This is a genomic window from Serratia montpellierensis (assembly GCF_020858655.1).
GTDB lineage: Bacteria > Pseudomonadota > Gammaproteobacteria > Enterobacterales > Enterobacteriaceae > Serratia > Serratia montpellierensis.
In genome coordinates, this window is sequence record NZ_VOSN01000013.1 from 493,422 (window position 1) to 508,587 (window position 15,166).

The 15,166-nt window shown below is 58.4% G+C and carries 16 protein-coding genes; 9 read left to right on the forward strand and 7 right to left on the reverse strand.

All coding sequences use genetic code 11. From position 1 onward, the window contains the following. Positions 1–333 precede the first annotated feature (333 nt). From mdtH to FUU19_RS14135, 5 genes are all read left to right on the forward strand, one after another. The gene (mdtH, locus tag FUU19_RS14115) at positions 334–1,539 is read left to right on the forward strand and encodes a multidrug efflux MFS transporter MdtH (protein WP_141968344.1); all 1,206 of its coding nucleotides are present in this window, start codon (positions 334–336) and stop codon (positions 1,537–1,539) included. A 72-nt stretch (positions 1,540–1,611) separates the two neighbouring features. Further along, positions 1,612–1,860 (forward strand): hypothetical protein, encoded by a 249-nt coding sequence (locus FUU19_RS14120; protein ID WP_141968342.1) that lies wholly within the window; start codon positions 1,612–1,614, stop codon positions 1,858–1,860. Between the two features lie 127 nt (positions 1,861–1,987). Next, positions 1,988–2,635 (forward strand): glutaredoxin 2, encoded by a 648-nt coding sequence (gene grxB / locus FUU19_RS14125; RefSeq protein WP_141968340.1) that lies wholly within the window; start codon positions 1,988–1,990, stop codon positions 2,633–2,635. Positions 2,636–2,669: 34 nt separating this feature from the next. Further along, on the forward strand, positions 2,670–4,310 hold the full coding sequence (locus FUU19_RS14130) for an ABC1 kinase family protein (RefSeq protein ID WP_230490887.1): 1,641 nt from the start codon (positions 2,670–2,672) through the stop codon (positions 4,308–4,310). A gap of 152 nt (positions 4,311–4,462) precedes the next feature. Further along, positions 4,463–5,026 (forward strand): lipoprotein, encoded by a 564-nt coding sequence (locus FUU19_RS14135; protein ID WP_202669625.1) that lies wholly within the window; start codon positions 4,463–4,465, stop codon positions 5,024–5,026. Between the two features lie 61 nt (positions 5,027–5,087). Here FUU19_RS14135 and yebF read toward each other — a convergent pair whose 3' ends face one another. The 5 genes from yebF to cspE form a co-directional block, all read right to left on the reverse strand. Beyond that, positions 5,088–5,447, reverse strand: coding sequence for a protein YebF (gene yebF / locus FUU19_RS14140; RefSeq protein WP_141968336.1), 360 nt, complete (start codon positions 5,445–5,447; stop codon positions 5,088–5,090). Positions 5,448–5,517: 70 nt separating this feature from the next. Continuing rightward, entirely contained in the window at positions 5,518–5,826 is a 309-nt protein-coding gene (gene yqfB / locus FUU19_RS14145) for a N(4)-acetylcytidine aminohydrolase (RefSeq protein WP_004927562.1), read from the reverse strand. Between the two features lie 39 nt (positions 5,827–5,865). Continuing rightward, complete coding sequence (locus tag FUU19_RS14150; RefSeq protein ID WP_141968334.1) at positions 5,866–6,189, reverse strand: YebG family protein; 324 nt, start codon at positions 6,187–6,189, stop codon at positions 5,866–5,868. Between the two features lie 88 nt (positions 6,190–6,277). Then, positions 6,278–7,660, reverse strand: coding sequence for an ATP-dependent RNA helicase DbpA (gene dbpA, locus FUU19_RS14155; RefSeq protein WP_230490886.1), 1,383 nt, complete (start codon positions 7,658–7,660; stop codon positions 6,278–6,280). 147 nt (positions 7,661–7,807) lie between these two features. Next, positions 7,808–8,017, reverse strand: a complete 210-nt coding sequence (gene cspE / locus FUU19_RS14160) for a transcription antiterminator/RNA stability regulator CspE (RefSeq protein WP_141968330.1) — start codon at positions 8,015–8,017, stop codon at positions 7,808–7,810. Positions 8,018–8,263: 246 nt separating this feature from the next. On the opposite strand from cspE, the gene purT reads away from it, so the two are divergent. Continuing rightward, positions 8,264–9,442: a formate-dependent phosphoribosylglycinamide formyltransferase gene (gene purT, locus FUU19_RS14165; RefSeq protein ID WP_230490885.1), complete on the forward strand. Its 1,179-nt coding sequence runs from the start codon at positions 8,264–8,266 to the stop codon at positions 9,440–9,442. Positions 9,443–9,476: 34 nt separating this feature from the next. On the opposite strand, the gene FUU19_RS14170 is transcribed toward purT, so the two are convergent. Both FUU19_RS14170 and FUU19_RS14175 read right to left on the reverse strand, forming a co-directional pair. Beyond that, the gene (locus tag FUU19_RS14170; protein WP_185742284.1) at positions 9,477–9,722 is read right to left on the reverse strand and encodes a YoaH family protein; all 246 of its coding nucleotides are present in this window, start codon (positions 9,720–9,722) and stop codon (positions 9,477–9,479) included. A 70-nt stretch (positions 9,723–9,792) separates the two neighbouring features. Then, positions 9,793–10,794, reverse strand: coding sequence for a glycosyltransferase (locus tag FUU19_RS14175; protein WP_230490944.1), 1,002 nt, complete (start codon positions 10,792–10,794; stop codon positions 9,793–9,795). A 530-nt stretch (positions 10,795–11,324) separates the two neighbouring features. Here FUU19_RS14175 and pabB point away from each other — a divergent pair. The 3 genes from pabB to sdaA all read left to right on the forward strand — a co-directional run bounded on the left by pabB (position 11,325) and on the right by sdaA (position 15,084). Further along, positions 11,325–12,698, forward strand: a complete 1,374-nt coding sequence (pabB, locus tag FUU19_RS14180; protein ID WP_230490884.1) for an aminodeoxychorismate synthase component 1 — start codon at positions 11,325–11,327, stop codon at positions 12,696–12,698. Next, positions 12,695–13,273, forward strand: a complete 579-nt coding sequence (locus FUU19_RS14185; RefSeq protein ID WP_141959471.1) for a CoA pyrophosphatase — start codon at positions 12,695–12,697, stop codon at positions 13,271–13,273. Before pabB ends, FUU19_RS14185 begins: the two co-directional genes overlap by 4 nt. Positions 13,274–13,719: 446 nt before the next feature. Further along, a complete protein-coding gene (gene sdaA / locus FUU19_RS14190) occupies positions 13,720–15,084 on the forward strand; it encodes an L-serine ammonia-lyase (protein ID WP_141968317.1) in 1,365 nt (454 codons plus the stop codon). Positions 15,085–15,166: the final 82 nt, after the last annotated feature.

The following is a 15,166-nucleotide window of genomic DNA, read 5'->3' on the forward strand; positions in this document are numbered from 1 at the left end:
GGTCAAAACGGTTCGATAAGAAGTATTTATTAGGAAGCCGAGCGGATCATTATCCTGTGCCGATCTTTTGCCATGGTTTTATTTTGCCCATAGCGCCGCAGAACTGCACTTCCCTGCATTCAATATAACCGTAGCCCGCCCCCGAGGTAAAATCCCGGCCGCTCAGTAAATCGCCGAATAAGCGTTTTACGGCGTTTTTCCGCCAATTTTGCAGTTCAGGTAACACCTTGACGATAAAAAAATATTATCTATGCCGCCCCTGTCGCCGTACGGGAATTGGGTAGAGAATGGAACGGCTGTCTCCCCTTCTTTCTTAATTGCTCATGGTGAAGCATGTCTCTGGTATCGCAAGCGCGCAGCTTGGGTAAATATTTTCTGTTGCTCGACAATCTGCTGGTGGTGTTAGGCTTCTTTGTCGTTTTCCCGCTTATTTCGATTCGCTTCGTCGATCAGCTGGGATGGGCGGCGCTGGTCGTCGGCATCGCGCTGGGTTTGCGCCAGCTGTTGCAACAAGGGCTCGGCATCTTTGGCGGCGCCATCGCCGATCGTTTCGGCGCCAAGCCGATGATCGTCACCGGCATGTTGCTGCGCGCCGCCGGGTTCGCCACCATGGCGATGGCCGATGAGCCCTGGATACTGTGGTTCTCCTGCGCGCTCTCCGCCCTCGGCGGCACGCTGTTCGATCCGCCGCGCACCGCTTTGGTGATCAAATTGACCCGTCCGCACGAGCGCGGCCGCTTTTTCTCGCTGCTGATGATGCAGGACAGCGCCGGCGCGGTGGTCGGCGCGCTGATCGGCAGTTGGCTGCTGCAGTACGATTTTCACTTTGTCTGCTGGGTTGGAGCGGCGATCTTCGTGCTGGCCGCCGGTTGGAACGCCTGGTTACTGCCGGCTTACCGCATCTCCACCGTGCGCGTGCCGATGAAAGAAGGCCTGTTGCGGGTCCTGCGCGATCGCCGCTTCCTCACCTATGTCCTGACGCTGACCGGTTACTACATGCTGGCGGTGCAGGTGATGCTGATGATGCCGATCGTGGTCAACGAAATTGCCGGTTCACCGGCGGCGGTGAAATGGATGTACGCGATCGAAGCGGCGCTGTCGCTGTCGTTGCTCTATCCGTTGGCGCGTTGGGGAGAAAAACACTTCCGGCTTGAGCAGCGCCTGATGGCGGGCCTGTTGCTGATGACGCTCAGCCTGCTGCCGATCGGTCTCGCCACCAGCCTGCAAGGGGTCTTCACGCTGATCTGCTGCTTCTATCTGGGCTCGATTATCGCCGAACCGGCGCGCGAAACGCTGAGCGCTTCGCTGGCCGATCCGCGTGCGCGCGGCAGCTACATGGGCTTCAGCCGCCTCGGTCTGGCGCTGGGCGGCGCGTTGGGCTATACCGGCGGCGGCTGGATGTACGATAGCGGACGGGCGATGAATATGCCGGAACTGCCCTGGTTGCTGCTCGGGGCCGTCGGTTTTGCCACGCTGCTGGCGCTGTACTGGCAATTCAGCCCACGGCGCAATGCGTCGATGATGCTGCGCGGCGGTTAACGCCATAGAAATCCGGCCGAATCGGCAACAGCTGCTATCCTGTTAGTAAAAACCTCACAGGAGCCCGTCGGCATGATTGAAGAAGCGAAGTTACCGCAACTGCTCGAACATATGATATTGAACCTGCGCATGATTTACGCGCGCTCCACCCTGGTGGAAAAAGCGCTGGCTCACATCATCGCCGGCGACAGCGCGCTGAAAAGCGATATCATCAAACAGCTGCAGGTCGTCTCCGCCGCCAACGAGCGCGATCGGGTCGATCTGGAACAGGCCCGCATTCACCTGATCGACGTGCTCAACTCGGTACCGGCCAAGAAATAACGCCCCTCGCCCGCGCCTGTTGCGCGGGCAATATCGCAATAGCGCACCATCCAACACACGCACGTCAAGACAGCCTCGATAAGCTGTGGTAACTATTGCTGTTAAAACCTGACAACCCGGAGCAAGCATGAAACTGTTCATTTACGATCATTGCCCATTCTGCGTTAAAGCCCGCATGATTTTCGGCCTGAAACGTTTGCCGATTCGCCTGGTCACGTTGCTCAATGACGATGAGACGACCCCGTTCAACCTGATCGGCCAGAAAATGGTGCCGATCCTAGTCAAGGACAATGGCGAAGCGATGCCGGAAAGCCTGGATATCGTGCGCTATGTCGATAGCCTGGACGGTAAGCCGGTGCTGACCGGCCGCACCAACCCGGCCATCGCCGAGTGGCTGCAGCGGGCCGGCAGCTACAGCGCAAAATTGCTGCTGCCGCGTATTGCACATGCCGACTTCGAAGAATTTGCCACCGACAGCGCCCGCCGTTACTTTATCGATAAGAAGCAGGCGTCAATCGGTGATTTCGCCGAGCATCTCGCCAACAGCGCCGATCTGATCGCCGAACTGGAAGCCGATCTGCAAGCGCTGTCACCGCTGATCGTCTCCGCCGACGCGGTGAACGGCGAGCTGTCCGAGGACGACATTCACCTGTTCCCGCTGCTGCGTTCGTTGTCGATCGTCGCCGGGGTTGCGCTGCCGGATAACGTGGAAGCCTACCGCAACCGCATGGCGCAGCGCAGCGAGGTGCCGTTACTGCTGGATATGGAACAATAACGTTCGAGAGTCACAAAAAGGACATGGCGTACTGATGTTGAAAATGGTGCTCGCCACCGCTCGCGATCGGGCGCGGCTGAAGGAAATTACCTCCGTTCTGATCCGTTATGGTCTGCAAGACGTTCTGCGCTTGCTGGGGCTGGGGGCATTGCTGCGCGGTGTCCGCGGCGAGCCCGCCCTGCAGGACGCACAGACCCTGCCTGAAAGGCTGCGGGAAGCACTCGAGGCGCTGGGCCCCACCTTCGTCAAATTCGGTCAGATCCTGGCCACGCGTTCTGACCTCCTGGATCCGGCGTGGACCGACGAACTGGATCGCCTGCACAGCCAGGCGGCGGTATTGCCATGGGAGATACTGGCGCCGCAGATCATCGCCGATCTGGGGGACGAGCCCGAGCACCTGTTTGCCGAATTCGATCGCACGCCGCTGGCCGCGGCATCGATGGCGCAAATTTACCGCGCCCGCTTGCACAGCGGCGAACAGGTAGTGGTGAAAGTGCTGCGGCCCGGTTTGGCGAAAACCATCCACGCCGATCTTCGGCTGCTGGCCTCGCTGGCGGAAACCGTGGAGCAGCAGAGCCCCACGCTAGCACGCTATCGGCCGCGGCAGATGGTCCGAGCGCTGGCGACGGCGCTCAATCACGAGCTGGATTTAACTCACGAAGGGCATAACTGCGATCGCGTCGCCAAGATGTTTGCACGAGAACCCGACGTGGTCGTGCCGAAAATCTATTGGCAATGGTCGTCTCCGCGTCTGTTAGTGCAGGAATACTTGCCCGGTACCGCGCCGGAGAACCCTCAGCAATTGGCGGCGGCAGGCTTTGACGGCCCGCTGCTGGCGCAACGCGGCGCCCGCGCCTTTATGAGCATGGTGCTGGAGCATCGGCTGTATCACGCCGATCCCCACCCCGGCAACGTCATGGCGCTGAGCGGTGACCGCGTCGGTTTTATCGACTTTGGTATGGTGGGCCAGCTGTCCGAGCGGCGGCGCAACCAGTTGCTCCTGCTGCTGCAGGCCATCGCCGATCGCCAATCCGAAGGCATCGTTAACACGCTGATCGCCTGGTCGGACAGCGAACCGTTGGACCTGATGGATCTGGAGTTGGCGGCACAAAACTTTCTCGACAAACAGGCCGCCGCCACCCTGACGCTGGGCAAAGCCTTGACCGACCTGCTGGTGATGGCGCGTGAACACCAGCTGGCGTTGCCGCCCGACCTGGTCCTGCTGTTCAAGGCATTAATCACCGCCGACGGCGTGCTGCATCGGTTGGATCCGGCCTTCGACATCGTGGCCACGCTCAAACCGATGCTGCAACAAACGGTGCTGCAGCGCTATGCCCCCGACGCCGTGCGCCAGCGGTTGTTGGCCCTGGGCGGGGAAGCGCTCGATGCCGGAGAGGAGCTGCCGCAAACCCTGCGCCTACTGGTTCGCCGCCTCAAACGCGGGCAGCTCAATGCCGATATCAACGTCAGTAACCTCGGCCAGCTGAGCAAAGCGCTGGAACGCGCCGCCGTCACCCTGGCTATCGCCATCGTCACCGCCGCTTTTACCCTGGGGCTGGCGCCTTATCTGATGCATTCGTCGCTGCGGCTGTGGGGCATTCCGCTGTTCCCACTGTTGGGCGGCGCAGCCTGCCTGGCCGGCGTGATTCTCTTGGCGCTGCGACTGCGGCGCTGACGCTTTCGGCGTTATCCGATAGGTCTCACCCACTTTTGCGCGCACTATCCTCTGCACATCGCCGCCTGCCGTTTTCACGCGCAGGCGGAACGTTTATAATGATTAATCAATTATCTGCAGCACTTTTCGCCAGCAGTCGCAATGAGGCATGAATGAAGAAGATCCTGATGGGCGCAGCCGCCCTGCTGTTCGCCGGCGTATTGGCCGGTTGCAATCAACTGACCCAATACACCCTGAGCGAGCAGGAAGTGAATGATTACCTGCAGAAACACAACGACTATCAGAAGCAGATCGGCGTGCCCGGCCTGGTGGACGCCAACATCGTGCTGACTCAGCTGCAAAGCCAGATCGGCCGCAGCGAACCGGGTAAAGTCACCCTTTCCGGCGACGCCAAGGTCAACATCACGTCGATTCTCGGCCCGCAGACGGCGGATCTTAAGCTGACGCTGAAAGCGCAGCCGGTTTACGACCGCACACAGGGCGCCATTTACCTGAAGGATATGGAGTTGACCGATTACAGCGTACAGCCGGAAAAAATGCAGACGGTGATGAAAGCGCTGACGCCATACCTGAATCAGTCGCTGAAGTCTTACTTCGACCAAAAGCCGGCTTATGTGCTGAATCCTGACAACAGCAAAACCGAAGCGCTGGCGAAAAAACTGGCAAAGGGATTGGAAGTGAAACCGGGTGAACTGGTGATCCCGTTTAGCGACTGACCGCGTTTGATGCATCAAGCCCGCCGCTCGGCGGGCTTTTTTATTTTATTGCGGGAAAGTATTACTGCGGCTCGCTGTAGGCAATCTCGCCGGTGTTGCAGTTGAGCGTCACGTTGTAGGTTTTATCCATCTTGGTACCCCGCACCGTCAGCGGCACCTGCCACACCTGATCCTTGCCGGTGATGGCATCCGGGCTGACCCAGGCGATCGGGGTTGCGGTGCCCAGCAGCTTTTTGTCCGCCTCCCAGCGCGTGATGCGGTTCTGCAAGAAATCACGCTTGACCTGAGCGGCAATATCGGCCGGCTGCAGACCGGCACACTGCCCCACCTTGGCGGTGCGTTGCTCTTGATCCTGCGCCCACACCGCAGTCGATGCTCCCATCATGGCCAACAAGGCGATAGCCAAACCCGTTTTTTTCATATGTCCTCCCGTTGTGATTAGCGCTATCCGGGCGCCCATCCCTGGCTCACAACAGGGTTTCGGCAAAGAGTTACCGTTTGACGAACTCGATGACAAACAGCGCATCCAGGCCCGGATAGATTTCCTTGATCACCTGCTTCAGTTCGCCCAGCGACATGTTCTCCTGCTGTGCGTGGCGTTCGGTCAGCGCATCCAGGCGCACCGGCGTTACCGACAGCACTTCGATAAAGCAGAAAAATACGCCGTCTTCATTGCGGCTTACGCGCAATACCTCGCCCGGTTCGAAGTGCGACTCACTGGCATCCCGAATGGTGATGGTTTTGCGCCCGGCCAGAATGTCTTGCTCGAAGCGGCTGAAGAAAGTTATTTCACGGCTCATTTTAGATCCTTTTTCATCACAACACCGCAACATAAGTCATTATGCCGCTTGCTTTTCTGACGCAGATCCCTCTTTTGAGTTAGAGGCCGTTTTTTTCGCTTTCGCTTCCGTCGGTTTTTTGCCGGTTTCCGCCGGCGATGCGCCGCGCAGAATCAGGCCCAGTGCGTCCTTATTCTCTGCCAGGAAGAAGCTCAGCCCGTCGCGCTGTTCGTCGTCCAGGTTCAGCGGCGCCTGTTGCAGCCACTCTCCGAGGTTATCCGCCAAATCCAGCATTTTGTCGTAGGCGTCGGCTTCTTTCTTGCTCGCGAAAGTCATTTTTTCCTCACCGTTTCTCACCACCACATATTTAACTTCAACCGCCATGCGTGCGTCCTCAAATACTCAAATAACTGTAATTATATACAGTATAAATAGATAGCGGCGGGAAGGCAAACCGCCGCCCGCCTTCGGCTTATTTCAGCAGCCGCACCTTGCAGCTCTTGCCTTTGATTTTGCCCTGTTGCAGCTGCTGCAGCGCCTTGCGCGCGCTGGCTTTACGGATCGCGACGTAGGCGTGTACCGGGAACATGTCGATCTTGCCCACTTCCGCCGCCGTCAGCCCGGCATCGCCGGTCAGCGCGCCAAGGATATCGCCGGGGCGGATCTTCGCCTTACGGCCGCCATCGATGCACAGCGTCACCATCTCCGCCTCCAGCGAACCGTTGGCGGCCCCGCTCAGCTCGGACACCGGCGCCCAGGCAATGGTCATCTGCAGGTAGTCTTCAATCGCGTGCGCCCGCGCCATTTCCTGCGGCGTGCACAGGCTGATCGCCAGCCCGCTCATGCCGGCGCGACCGGTACGACCGATACGGTGCACATGCACTTCAGGATCGAACGCCAGCTCGTAGTTAACCACCAGCTCCAGTTCTTTGATGTCCAGCCCGCGTGCGGCAACGTCGGTCGCTACCAACACCCGGCAACTGCGATTGGCGAAACGCACCAACACCTGGTCGCGGTCGCGTTGCTCCAGATCGCCATGCAGCGCCAGTGCGCTGATGCCGCGGGCCTCCAGAGCCTCAAGCACCGTTTGGCAATCGCGTTTGGTATTGCAGAACACCACGCAGGACGCGGGTTGATGATAACGAATGGCCGACACCAGCAGCGCCGGGCGCTGATCGCGCGTGGTCTCATAGAAACGTTGTTCGATGGCGGTCTGCGCTTCGTCATCGTCCACTTCGACGCTCAGCGGCTGACGCTGAACGCGCTCGCTGATGCGTTCGATACCCGCCGGGTAGGTGGCGGAAAACAGCAGCGTCTGACGCTGCGGCGGCGTGTAGCTGATCACATCGTCGATGTCGTCGGCGAAGCCCATATCCAGCATACGGTCGGCCTCATCCAGCACCAGCACCTTCAGCTCGTCCAGCTGCAGCGTTTTCTTGCGCAGGTGCTCCTGAATGCGGCCCGGCGTTCCTACCACGATATGCGGTGCGTGCACCAGCGAATCGAGCTGTGGACCCATCGGTTGGCCGCCGCACAGCGTCAGGATTTTGATGTTTTGCGTGAAGCGCGCCAGGCGGCGCAGTTCTTTGCTCACCTGATCGGCCAGCTCGCGGGTGGGACAGAGCACCAGCGCCTGCGTGGCAACCTGAGCAACGACGATGTTATTCAGCAAACCAATGCCGAACGCCGCCGTTTTACCGCTACCGGTTTTCGCCTTGGCGCGCACGTCTCGCCCTTGCAGAATGGCGGGCAACGCAGCGGCCTGCACCGGCGTCATTTTGGCGTACCCCAGTTCGTTGAGGTTGGCCAACTGTTCGGCTGGCAGAGGCAGGGAAGAAAAAGAAACTGTGCTCACGGCGATAACTCTTATATGACGAATGGAATGGCGGCGCGCCCGCAGGTTGGCGCCGAATCAGCGCTAAATGATAACAGAGATGGGCGGCGTTACGGACAGCGGGCATAAAAAAACCCGCCGGCGGCGGGTTTCTTCGCGGCTCAGTCGTTAAATAGCAACGACGTTGGCTGCGGCTGGGCCACGTTGGCTGTCCTGGATGGAGAACTCAACCTGCTGGCCTTCAGCCAGGGTCTTGAAACCATCGTTAACGATAGCGGAGAAATGAACGAAAACGTCTTTAGAGCCATCGGCAGGTGTAATAAAGCCGAAACCTTTGCTTTCGTTGAACCATTTAACGTGACCAGTGATCTTGCTCATTTGTGTTTCCTTTACTTGATAAACCTGCCTTGACGGCACGAGACGCGAAAACCTTGTGATAAGTAGGCCTTCTTTCGCCGTCGGTTATTAACGCATAATCCCTCATACAGGGCAAATATTTCTGCTTGTTATGAAAACAGTCAGTTAGCAACAAACTTGGCGCTGCGGCTGTGCACGCAATCGTTTTCGTATATACTGCCCGCCGATCATCAATCCGCTTACTTTCACCGATCCAGGTACGAAACTATGTTAACGATTGGAACCGCCCTGCGCCCTTCCGCCACCCGCGTTATGTTGCTCGGCTCCGGGGAGCTGGGTAAAGAAGTCGCCATTGAATGCCAGCGCCTTGGTCTGGAAGTGATCGCCGTCGATCGCTATCCCGACGCCCCCGCCATGCATGTGGCGCACCGCAGCCACGTCATCAATATGCTGGACGGTGACGCGCTGAAAGCCGTTATCGAACAAGAGCGGCCGGACTATATCGTTCCCGAAATCGAAGCAATCGCCACCGCTATGCTGGTCGAGCTTGAACGCCAGGGCCACCGCGTAGTGCCCTGCGCCGAAGCCACCCGCCTGACGATGAACCGTGAAGGCATCCGCCGCCTGGCGGCGGAAGAGCTTGGCCTGCCCACCTCCAGCTACCGCTTTGCCGACAGCGAGGCGACTTTCCGGCAGGCGGTCGAACACATCGGCTACCCGTGCATCGTCAAACCGGTGATGAGTTCTTCCGGCAAGGGGCAAAGCCTGATCCGCACGCCTGAACAACTGCAAAGCGCCTGGGATTACGCCCAACAGGGCGGCCGCGCCGGCGGCGGCCGGGTGATCGTCGAAGGGCTGGTAAGATTCGATTTTGAAATTACGTTGCTGACCATCAGCGCCGTGGACGGCGTGCATTTCTGCGAGCCGATCGGCCATCGTCAGGAGGATGGGGACTATCGCGAATCCTGGCAGCCGCAACTGATGTCGGCGACGGCGCTGAGCCGGGCCCAGGCTATCGCAGAAAAAGTGGTGAAAGCCCTGGGCGGTTTCGGGCTGTTCGGCGTGGAGCTGTTCGTCTGTGGCGACGAAGTGATCTTCAGCGAGGTGTCACCGCGCCCGCACGATACCGGCATGGTCACGTTGATTTCACAGGATCTGTCTGAGTTCGCTCTGCACGTTCGCGCGTTTCTCGGGTTGCCGATCGGCGCTATCCGCCAGTTCGGCCCTTCCGCTTCGGCAGTGATCCTGCCGCAGCTCAACAGCAGCGATGTGCGTTTCAGCGGATTGGAAAATGCGCTGCGCGGGCACAACCAGCTGCGCCTGTTCGGCAAACCGGAGATCGCCGGGCAACGTCGTCTGGGCGTAGCGCTGGCGACGGCGATCACGACGGAACGGGCGGTGGAGCAGGCGAAACAAGCCGCCGCCGCCGTGGCGGTCAACGGCTGAAACTGACGGGGCCGCTTACGCGGCCCCGATAACATCAATAGTCTTCGTCTTCTTCAGCATCGTCATTCCGCGACGCCTCCGGTGCGGCATCATGCTGCTCGTCTTCATCATCCTCATCGAACAGTACCGCAACCTGAGCGCCCTGATGCTTCTCACGAATTTCCTGCGCAACGCGAGCAATGGCTTCGCCGCTGCTCATGCCCTGCTCCATCAGTTGATGGATGCGATCCGCCGCTTCCTGCTGCTCCGCGTGACTCAGTAATGGCATACCTGCATGCATGTGTCGTTCTCTCCGGCAAAAGGGAGAAGGAGTATACGCGCTAACGCGGCGGATCCCAACGCCTTGTGCCTCAGGCCGGTTGCGAACAGCCATTATCGCCGCGCCACTGCTTCAGGCGATGCCGCCACAGCATGACATGCCACCCCTGCTTCATGCCGCGCGCATTAGCAAACATCGCTCTGTCGATGCCGCGCTGATAGAACTCTTCGGTAATCTGATTCTGGGCGACCGGATCCGGCTCACGGCGAATGCTGTGGCAAATGCCCAACGCTTCACGGGTGATTTGCCAATGGAAAGCCGGACGAATGGCAATGCTGCCTGCATAGCGCCGGTTGAGCCGCTCCAGCATTTCGACGATTTTCATATAATGGCGTTGATAATCCACGTTTGCTTTTCCGGTGCGACGACGATTACTGATCGACTTGTCGTGTACCCGTTGACGGTACAGCGGCGTGCTTAAATATTTGACCCGTTGGGCATTAAACATAACCTCGGTCGTCCAGGGAATATCCTGATGATGTAACCCCGGCTCAAAATAAAGCCGATGCTGGCGGATAAAGTCGAGGCGATATATCGCCAACCATACAACGTGGATAAATTTTCTCGATTTCAATGCACGTTCGAACCACTGTACGCCGCTGATAACGTCAGTGGTCTGTAAACGTGCCTCGGGAAAAATCGGCTGTAATTCGTCTTCGCTGGCAAAATAGCGTTCGCCATTGCATTGCATCACGTCTAATTGGTGCTGTTCCGCCTGTTCCAGCAGCGTGGAATACATGTCCGGCGCCAGCAGATCGTCGGCATCGGGAAACGCCACGTATTTGCCCCGGGCAACGGCGAGCCCGGCATTGCGCGCGTTAGAAACGCCGGCGTTGGCCTGATCGATGACCCGAATATGCGGATGCGCCGCCGCGTAACGGTGCGCAGTCTCCCCTGAACCGTCGGTAGAACCATCGTTCACGATGATCACTTCCAGGCGTTGCTCGCGTTGGGCCAGCAACGAAGCCAGGAAAGGCTCTAATAATTCTCCTGCATTGTGCATCGGGACGATGACGCTCAGCATTAACGACATAGGCAGCTCTTCAATGATAATGTAACAAATTAATAATTTTATTTTTTTAAAAAATATCAATCCATTCAGCGCCAGAGAGGAGAAATAAGCCTCAGGCACTCAGATTTCCGCAGCGGACTAAATAAGATTTATCTTGTTTGTCTTTTCATGCTTTCAGCAAGAAAAACGGTGCCCAATACACGGCATCAATTTCACAGAGTGACCCGCGTGACAAAACACAGGCAAAACTTTCCCGCATCACCCGGTTAATCACCATGGGTAACAATAAATTGATGAAATTAACGAATCTCTTTTATATCTCTCGGGTCTTGCGCCCTCGATGAATAAACTTACCGTGCATTCGACGTTAAATTTTTAACATACCGAAGTATAATGAATGGCGCAAAAAATGCCTTATTTCTGGTTTATTGAACTGCCGTTTATGTGAACTGTGCTGCATGTCTCGCATGGCAAAACATGCATGCCGTAGCCGTCTATGGCACACTAACGCCCAGACATTGCCGTCTTCACAGCCAGGTTTTTTGACGTTCATGAGCGTAACCGCCCCAAACATAAAGTCTTTGCCCTATAGCCGCAGTGCCCTGTTGACGCTTTTCGCCCCGCTTTCAGCACAGCCCTGGGCGATGTTGCTGCATTCAGGTTTTGCCGATCACTCGCATAACCGCTTCGATATTCTGGTCGCGCAGCCGCGCGTTACGCTCACCACTCAGGGTGCCAGCACGAAAATCGAAAGTGACGGCGTCACTACTCAGTCGAAGGAAGATCCATTCTTCCTGCTGCAGCAACAGTTGACGGCGCAAGGCTGGCAGCCGGCGTTTAACCCGGATCTGCCGTTTCAGGGCGGTGCTCTGGGACTGTTCGGCTACGATCTCGGGCGCCGGGTAGAAACCCTGCCGCAGTTGGCCGACACTGACCTTACGTTGCCGGATATGGCGGTGGGCATTTATGACTGGGCATTGATCGCCGATCACCAGCTGCAAACCCTGACGCTGCTCAGCTATGGCGACGTGGAGCAGCGCTGGCGCTGGCTCAATAGCCAAACTGCGCCTGCAGAACGCCCTTTCACGCTGCTGAGCGACTGGTACCCCAATATGAGCCGGCGGCAATACGGCGAGAAGTTCCAACGTATTCAGCGCTACCTGCGCAGCGGCGACTGTTACCAAATTAATCTGGCACAGCGGTTCTCCGCCGACTATCAGGGAGATGAGTGGCAGGCGTTCTGTCGATTGAGCGCCAGCAACCGCGCGCCGTTCTCTGCCTTCCTGCGCCTGCCGCACAACAGCGTACTGAGCGTCTCTCCCGAGCGCTTCCTGTGGTTGGAGCAGCAGCGCATTCAAACCCGCCCGATCAAAGGCACGCTGCCGCGGCTGGCGGACGCGGAACAGGACGCCGTGCAGGCTCGTCGGTTGGCCGATTCCCCCAAGGATCGCGCTGAGAATCTGATGATCGTCGATCTGCTGCGCAACGATATCGGCCGCGTCGCCCAGCCTGGCAGCGTACGGGTGCCGGAACTGTTTGCCGTGGAGCCGTTCCCCGCCGTGCATCACCTGGTGAGCACCATTACCGCGATCCTGCCGGACCAGACCTCGGCGGCCGAATTGCTGCGCGCCTGCTTCCCCGGCGGTTCGATCACCGGCGCTCCCAAGGTGCGAGCGATGGAAATCATCGAAGAACTGGAACCGCAGCGCCGCAACGCCTATTGCGGCAGCATCGGATACCTGAGCGCCTGCGGCACCATGGACACCAACATCACTATCCGCACGCTCGTCACCGAAAACGGTCGCATCCACTGCTCCGCAGGCGGCGGTATTGTGGCAGACAGCCAGGAACAGGCGGAATACCAGGAAACCTTCGACAAGGTTGGCCGTATTCTGCCGCAGCTTGGGGAGTGTGCCCTGTCGTGATCCCATCGAATTCACCGACCTCACTGCACGCCTTTATCAGCCGTTTTCAACTGCAGCTGCCCCAGGCGGCGCAGATCTCGCACAATGTGCGCCCGGCGGCGGTGCTGGTCCCGATCGTTTGCCGTGCTGAGCCCACCCTGCTATTGACCCGCCGTGCCGATTCGCTGCGCAAACATGCCGGCCAGGTGGCCTTCCCCGGCGGGAAAACCGATGCCGAAGACGGGTCGGCGGTCGTCACGGCGCTGCGAGAAGCGCAGGAAGAAGTGGCGATACCGCCGCACGCGGTGACCGTTATCGGCCAAATGGCGCCGCTCGACAGCAGCACCGGATTTCAGGTCACGCCCATCGTCGGCCTGATCCCACCGGATGTGCAGTTCCACGCCAATGAGGGCGAAGTGGCGGACGTGTTCGAGATGCCCCTGCGGGAAGCGCTAACCCTGTCGCGTTACTACCCGCTGGATATTCATCGCGCCGGTCATACGCACCGCATTTACCTCTCCTGGTATCACAGCCAGTTTATCTGGGGGCTGACCGCCGCCATTATTCGCCGCCTGGCGCAGCAGGTCAGTATTTAAGCCGCATTGCGTGATCTGACTCGCAATCTGGCATGGCCGTCGGCGTCCGCTGCAGGTAAAGCGATCGAAATCACTTCATTTGATCGCTTTTTCAACTACCGTTCCGGTTGAATGGTTTTAAAAAAACTGTAAACCCTCTCTTAAACCTTACGAAATACCTGTAAAATACCACCGTCCGAGATAAACCACTGTAGAAACAGGGATTAAGCCGGCGGCGTTCAGCACGGAAAGCGGGCGCGATTACCACTAATGGAGCTTGGGCGAAAGCGGATACCCCGCTTAAGGGTTCGCCCCGGGTAATCAGTAAAAAAAGCGACACCACGGATTATTTAATTTCATGCGAAAAAGGCAGCCGAACCCGCACGGCCCTTTTACAATATCGCTGTTCCCTGCGCGGTTTTTAACCGCTGCAGCCATAACAATACGTCTCTTTAAGGAGTTTTAGCGTGATTAGCGTTTTCGACATGTTTAAGATCGGCATCGGCCCGTCCAGCTCTCATACGGTTGGACCGATGAAAGCCGGCAAACAGTTTGTCGACGATCTGGTAAATAAAGGCCTGATGCCTTCTATCACGCGTGTTGCCGTAGACGTTTACGGCTCACTCTCATTGACCGGTAAAGGTCACCATACCGATATCGCTATCATTCTCGGCCTGGCCGGCAATATGCCGGACACCGTCGATATCGATAGCATTCCGGGTTTTATTCGCGATGTAGAACAACGTCAACGCCTGATGCTGGCCAGCGGCCTGCATGAAGTCGATTTCCCACGCGACGGCGGCATGGTCTTCCGCAGCGACAACCTGCCGCTGCATGAGAACGGCATGCAAATCCACGCCTTCGCCGGCGATAAAGAAGTGTACAGCAAGACCTATTACTCCATCGGCGGCGGTTTCATCGTCGACGAGGAGAACTTTGGCAAGGCCGGCGAACAAGAGCTGCAAATGCCTTATCCATTCAACTCCGCGCGCGAAATGCTCGACCACTGCCGCGAGACCGGCCTGTCGCTGTCCGGCATGGTGATGCAGAACGAGTTGGCGCTGCACAGCAAGCAAGAGATCGAGACCTACTTCGGTAACGTCTGGCAAACCATGCGCGCCTGTATCGATCGCGGTCTGAACACCGAAGGCGTGCTGCCTGGGCCGCTGCGCGTACCGCGCCGTGCCTCCGCGCTGCGCCGCATGCTGGTGGCGTCGGACAAACTGTCCAACGATCCGATGAACGTGATCGATTGGGTCAACATGTTCGCGCTGGCGGTGAACGAAGAAAACGCCGCCGGCGGCCGCGTGGTCACCGCGCCGACCAACGGTGCCTGCGGCATCGTGCCTGCGGTGCTGGCTTACTACGATCACTTCATCGAGTCCGTCAGCCCGGATATCTACATCCGTTACTTTATGGCGGCGGGCGCCATCGGCGCGTTGTACAAGATGAACGCGTCCATTTCCGGCGCCGAAGTCGGCTGCCAGGGTGAAGTCGGCGTGGCCTGCTCCATGGCGGCGGCCGGTCTGGCCGAGCTGCTGGGCGGCAGCCCTGAACAGGTGTGCGTGGCGGCAGAGATCGGCATGGAACACAACCTGGGTCTGACCTGCGACCCGGTCGCCGGCCAGGTACAGGTGCCGTGCATCGAGCGCAACGCCATCGCCTCGGTCAAAGCGATCAACGCCGCCCGTATGGCCCTGCGCCGCACCAGCGAGCCGCGCGTTTCGCTGGATAAGGTGATCGAGACCATGTACGAAACCGGCAAAGACATGAACGCCAAGTATCGAGAAACGTCACGCGGTGGCCTGGCGATCAAGGTGCAATGCGACTGACAGACAACCCCGCCGCCCGGCGGGTTTTTTTATGGGCAATCAATCTATTGCCCCTTTTTAGTGACAATGTCACCGGAAAATA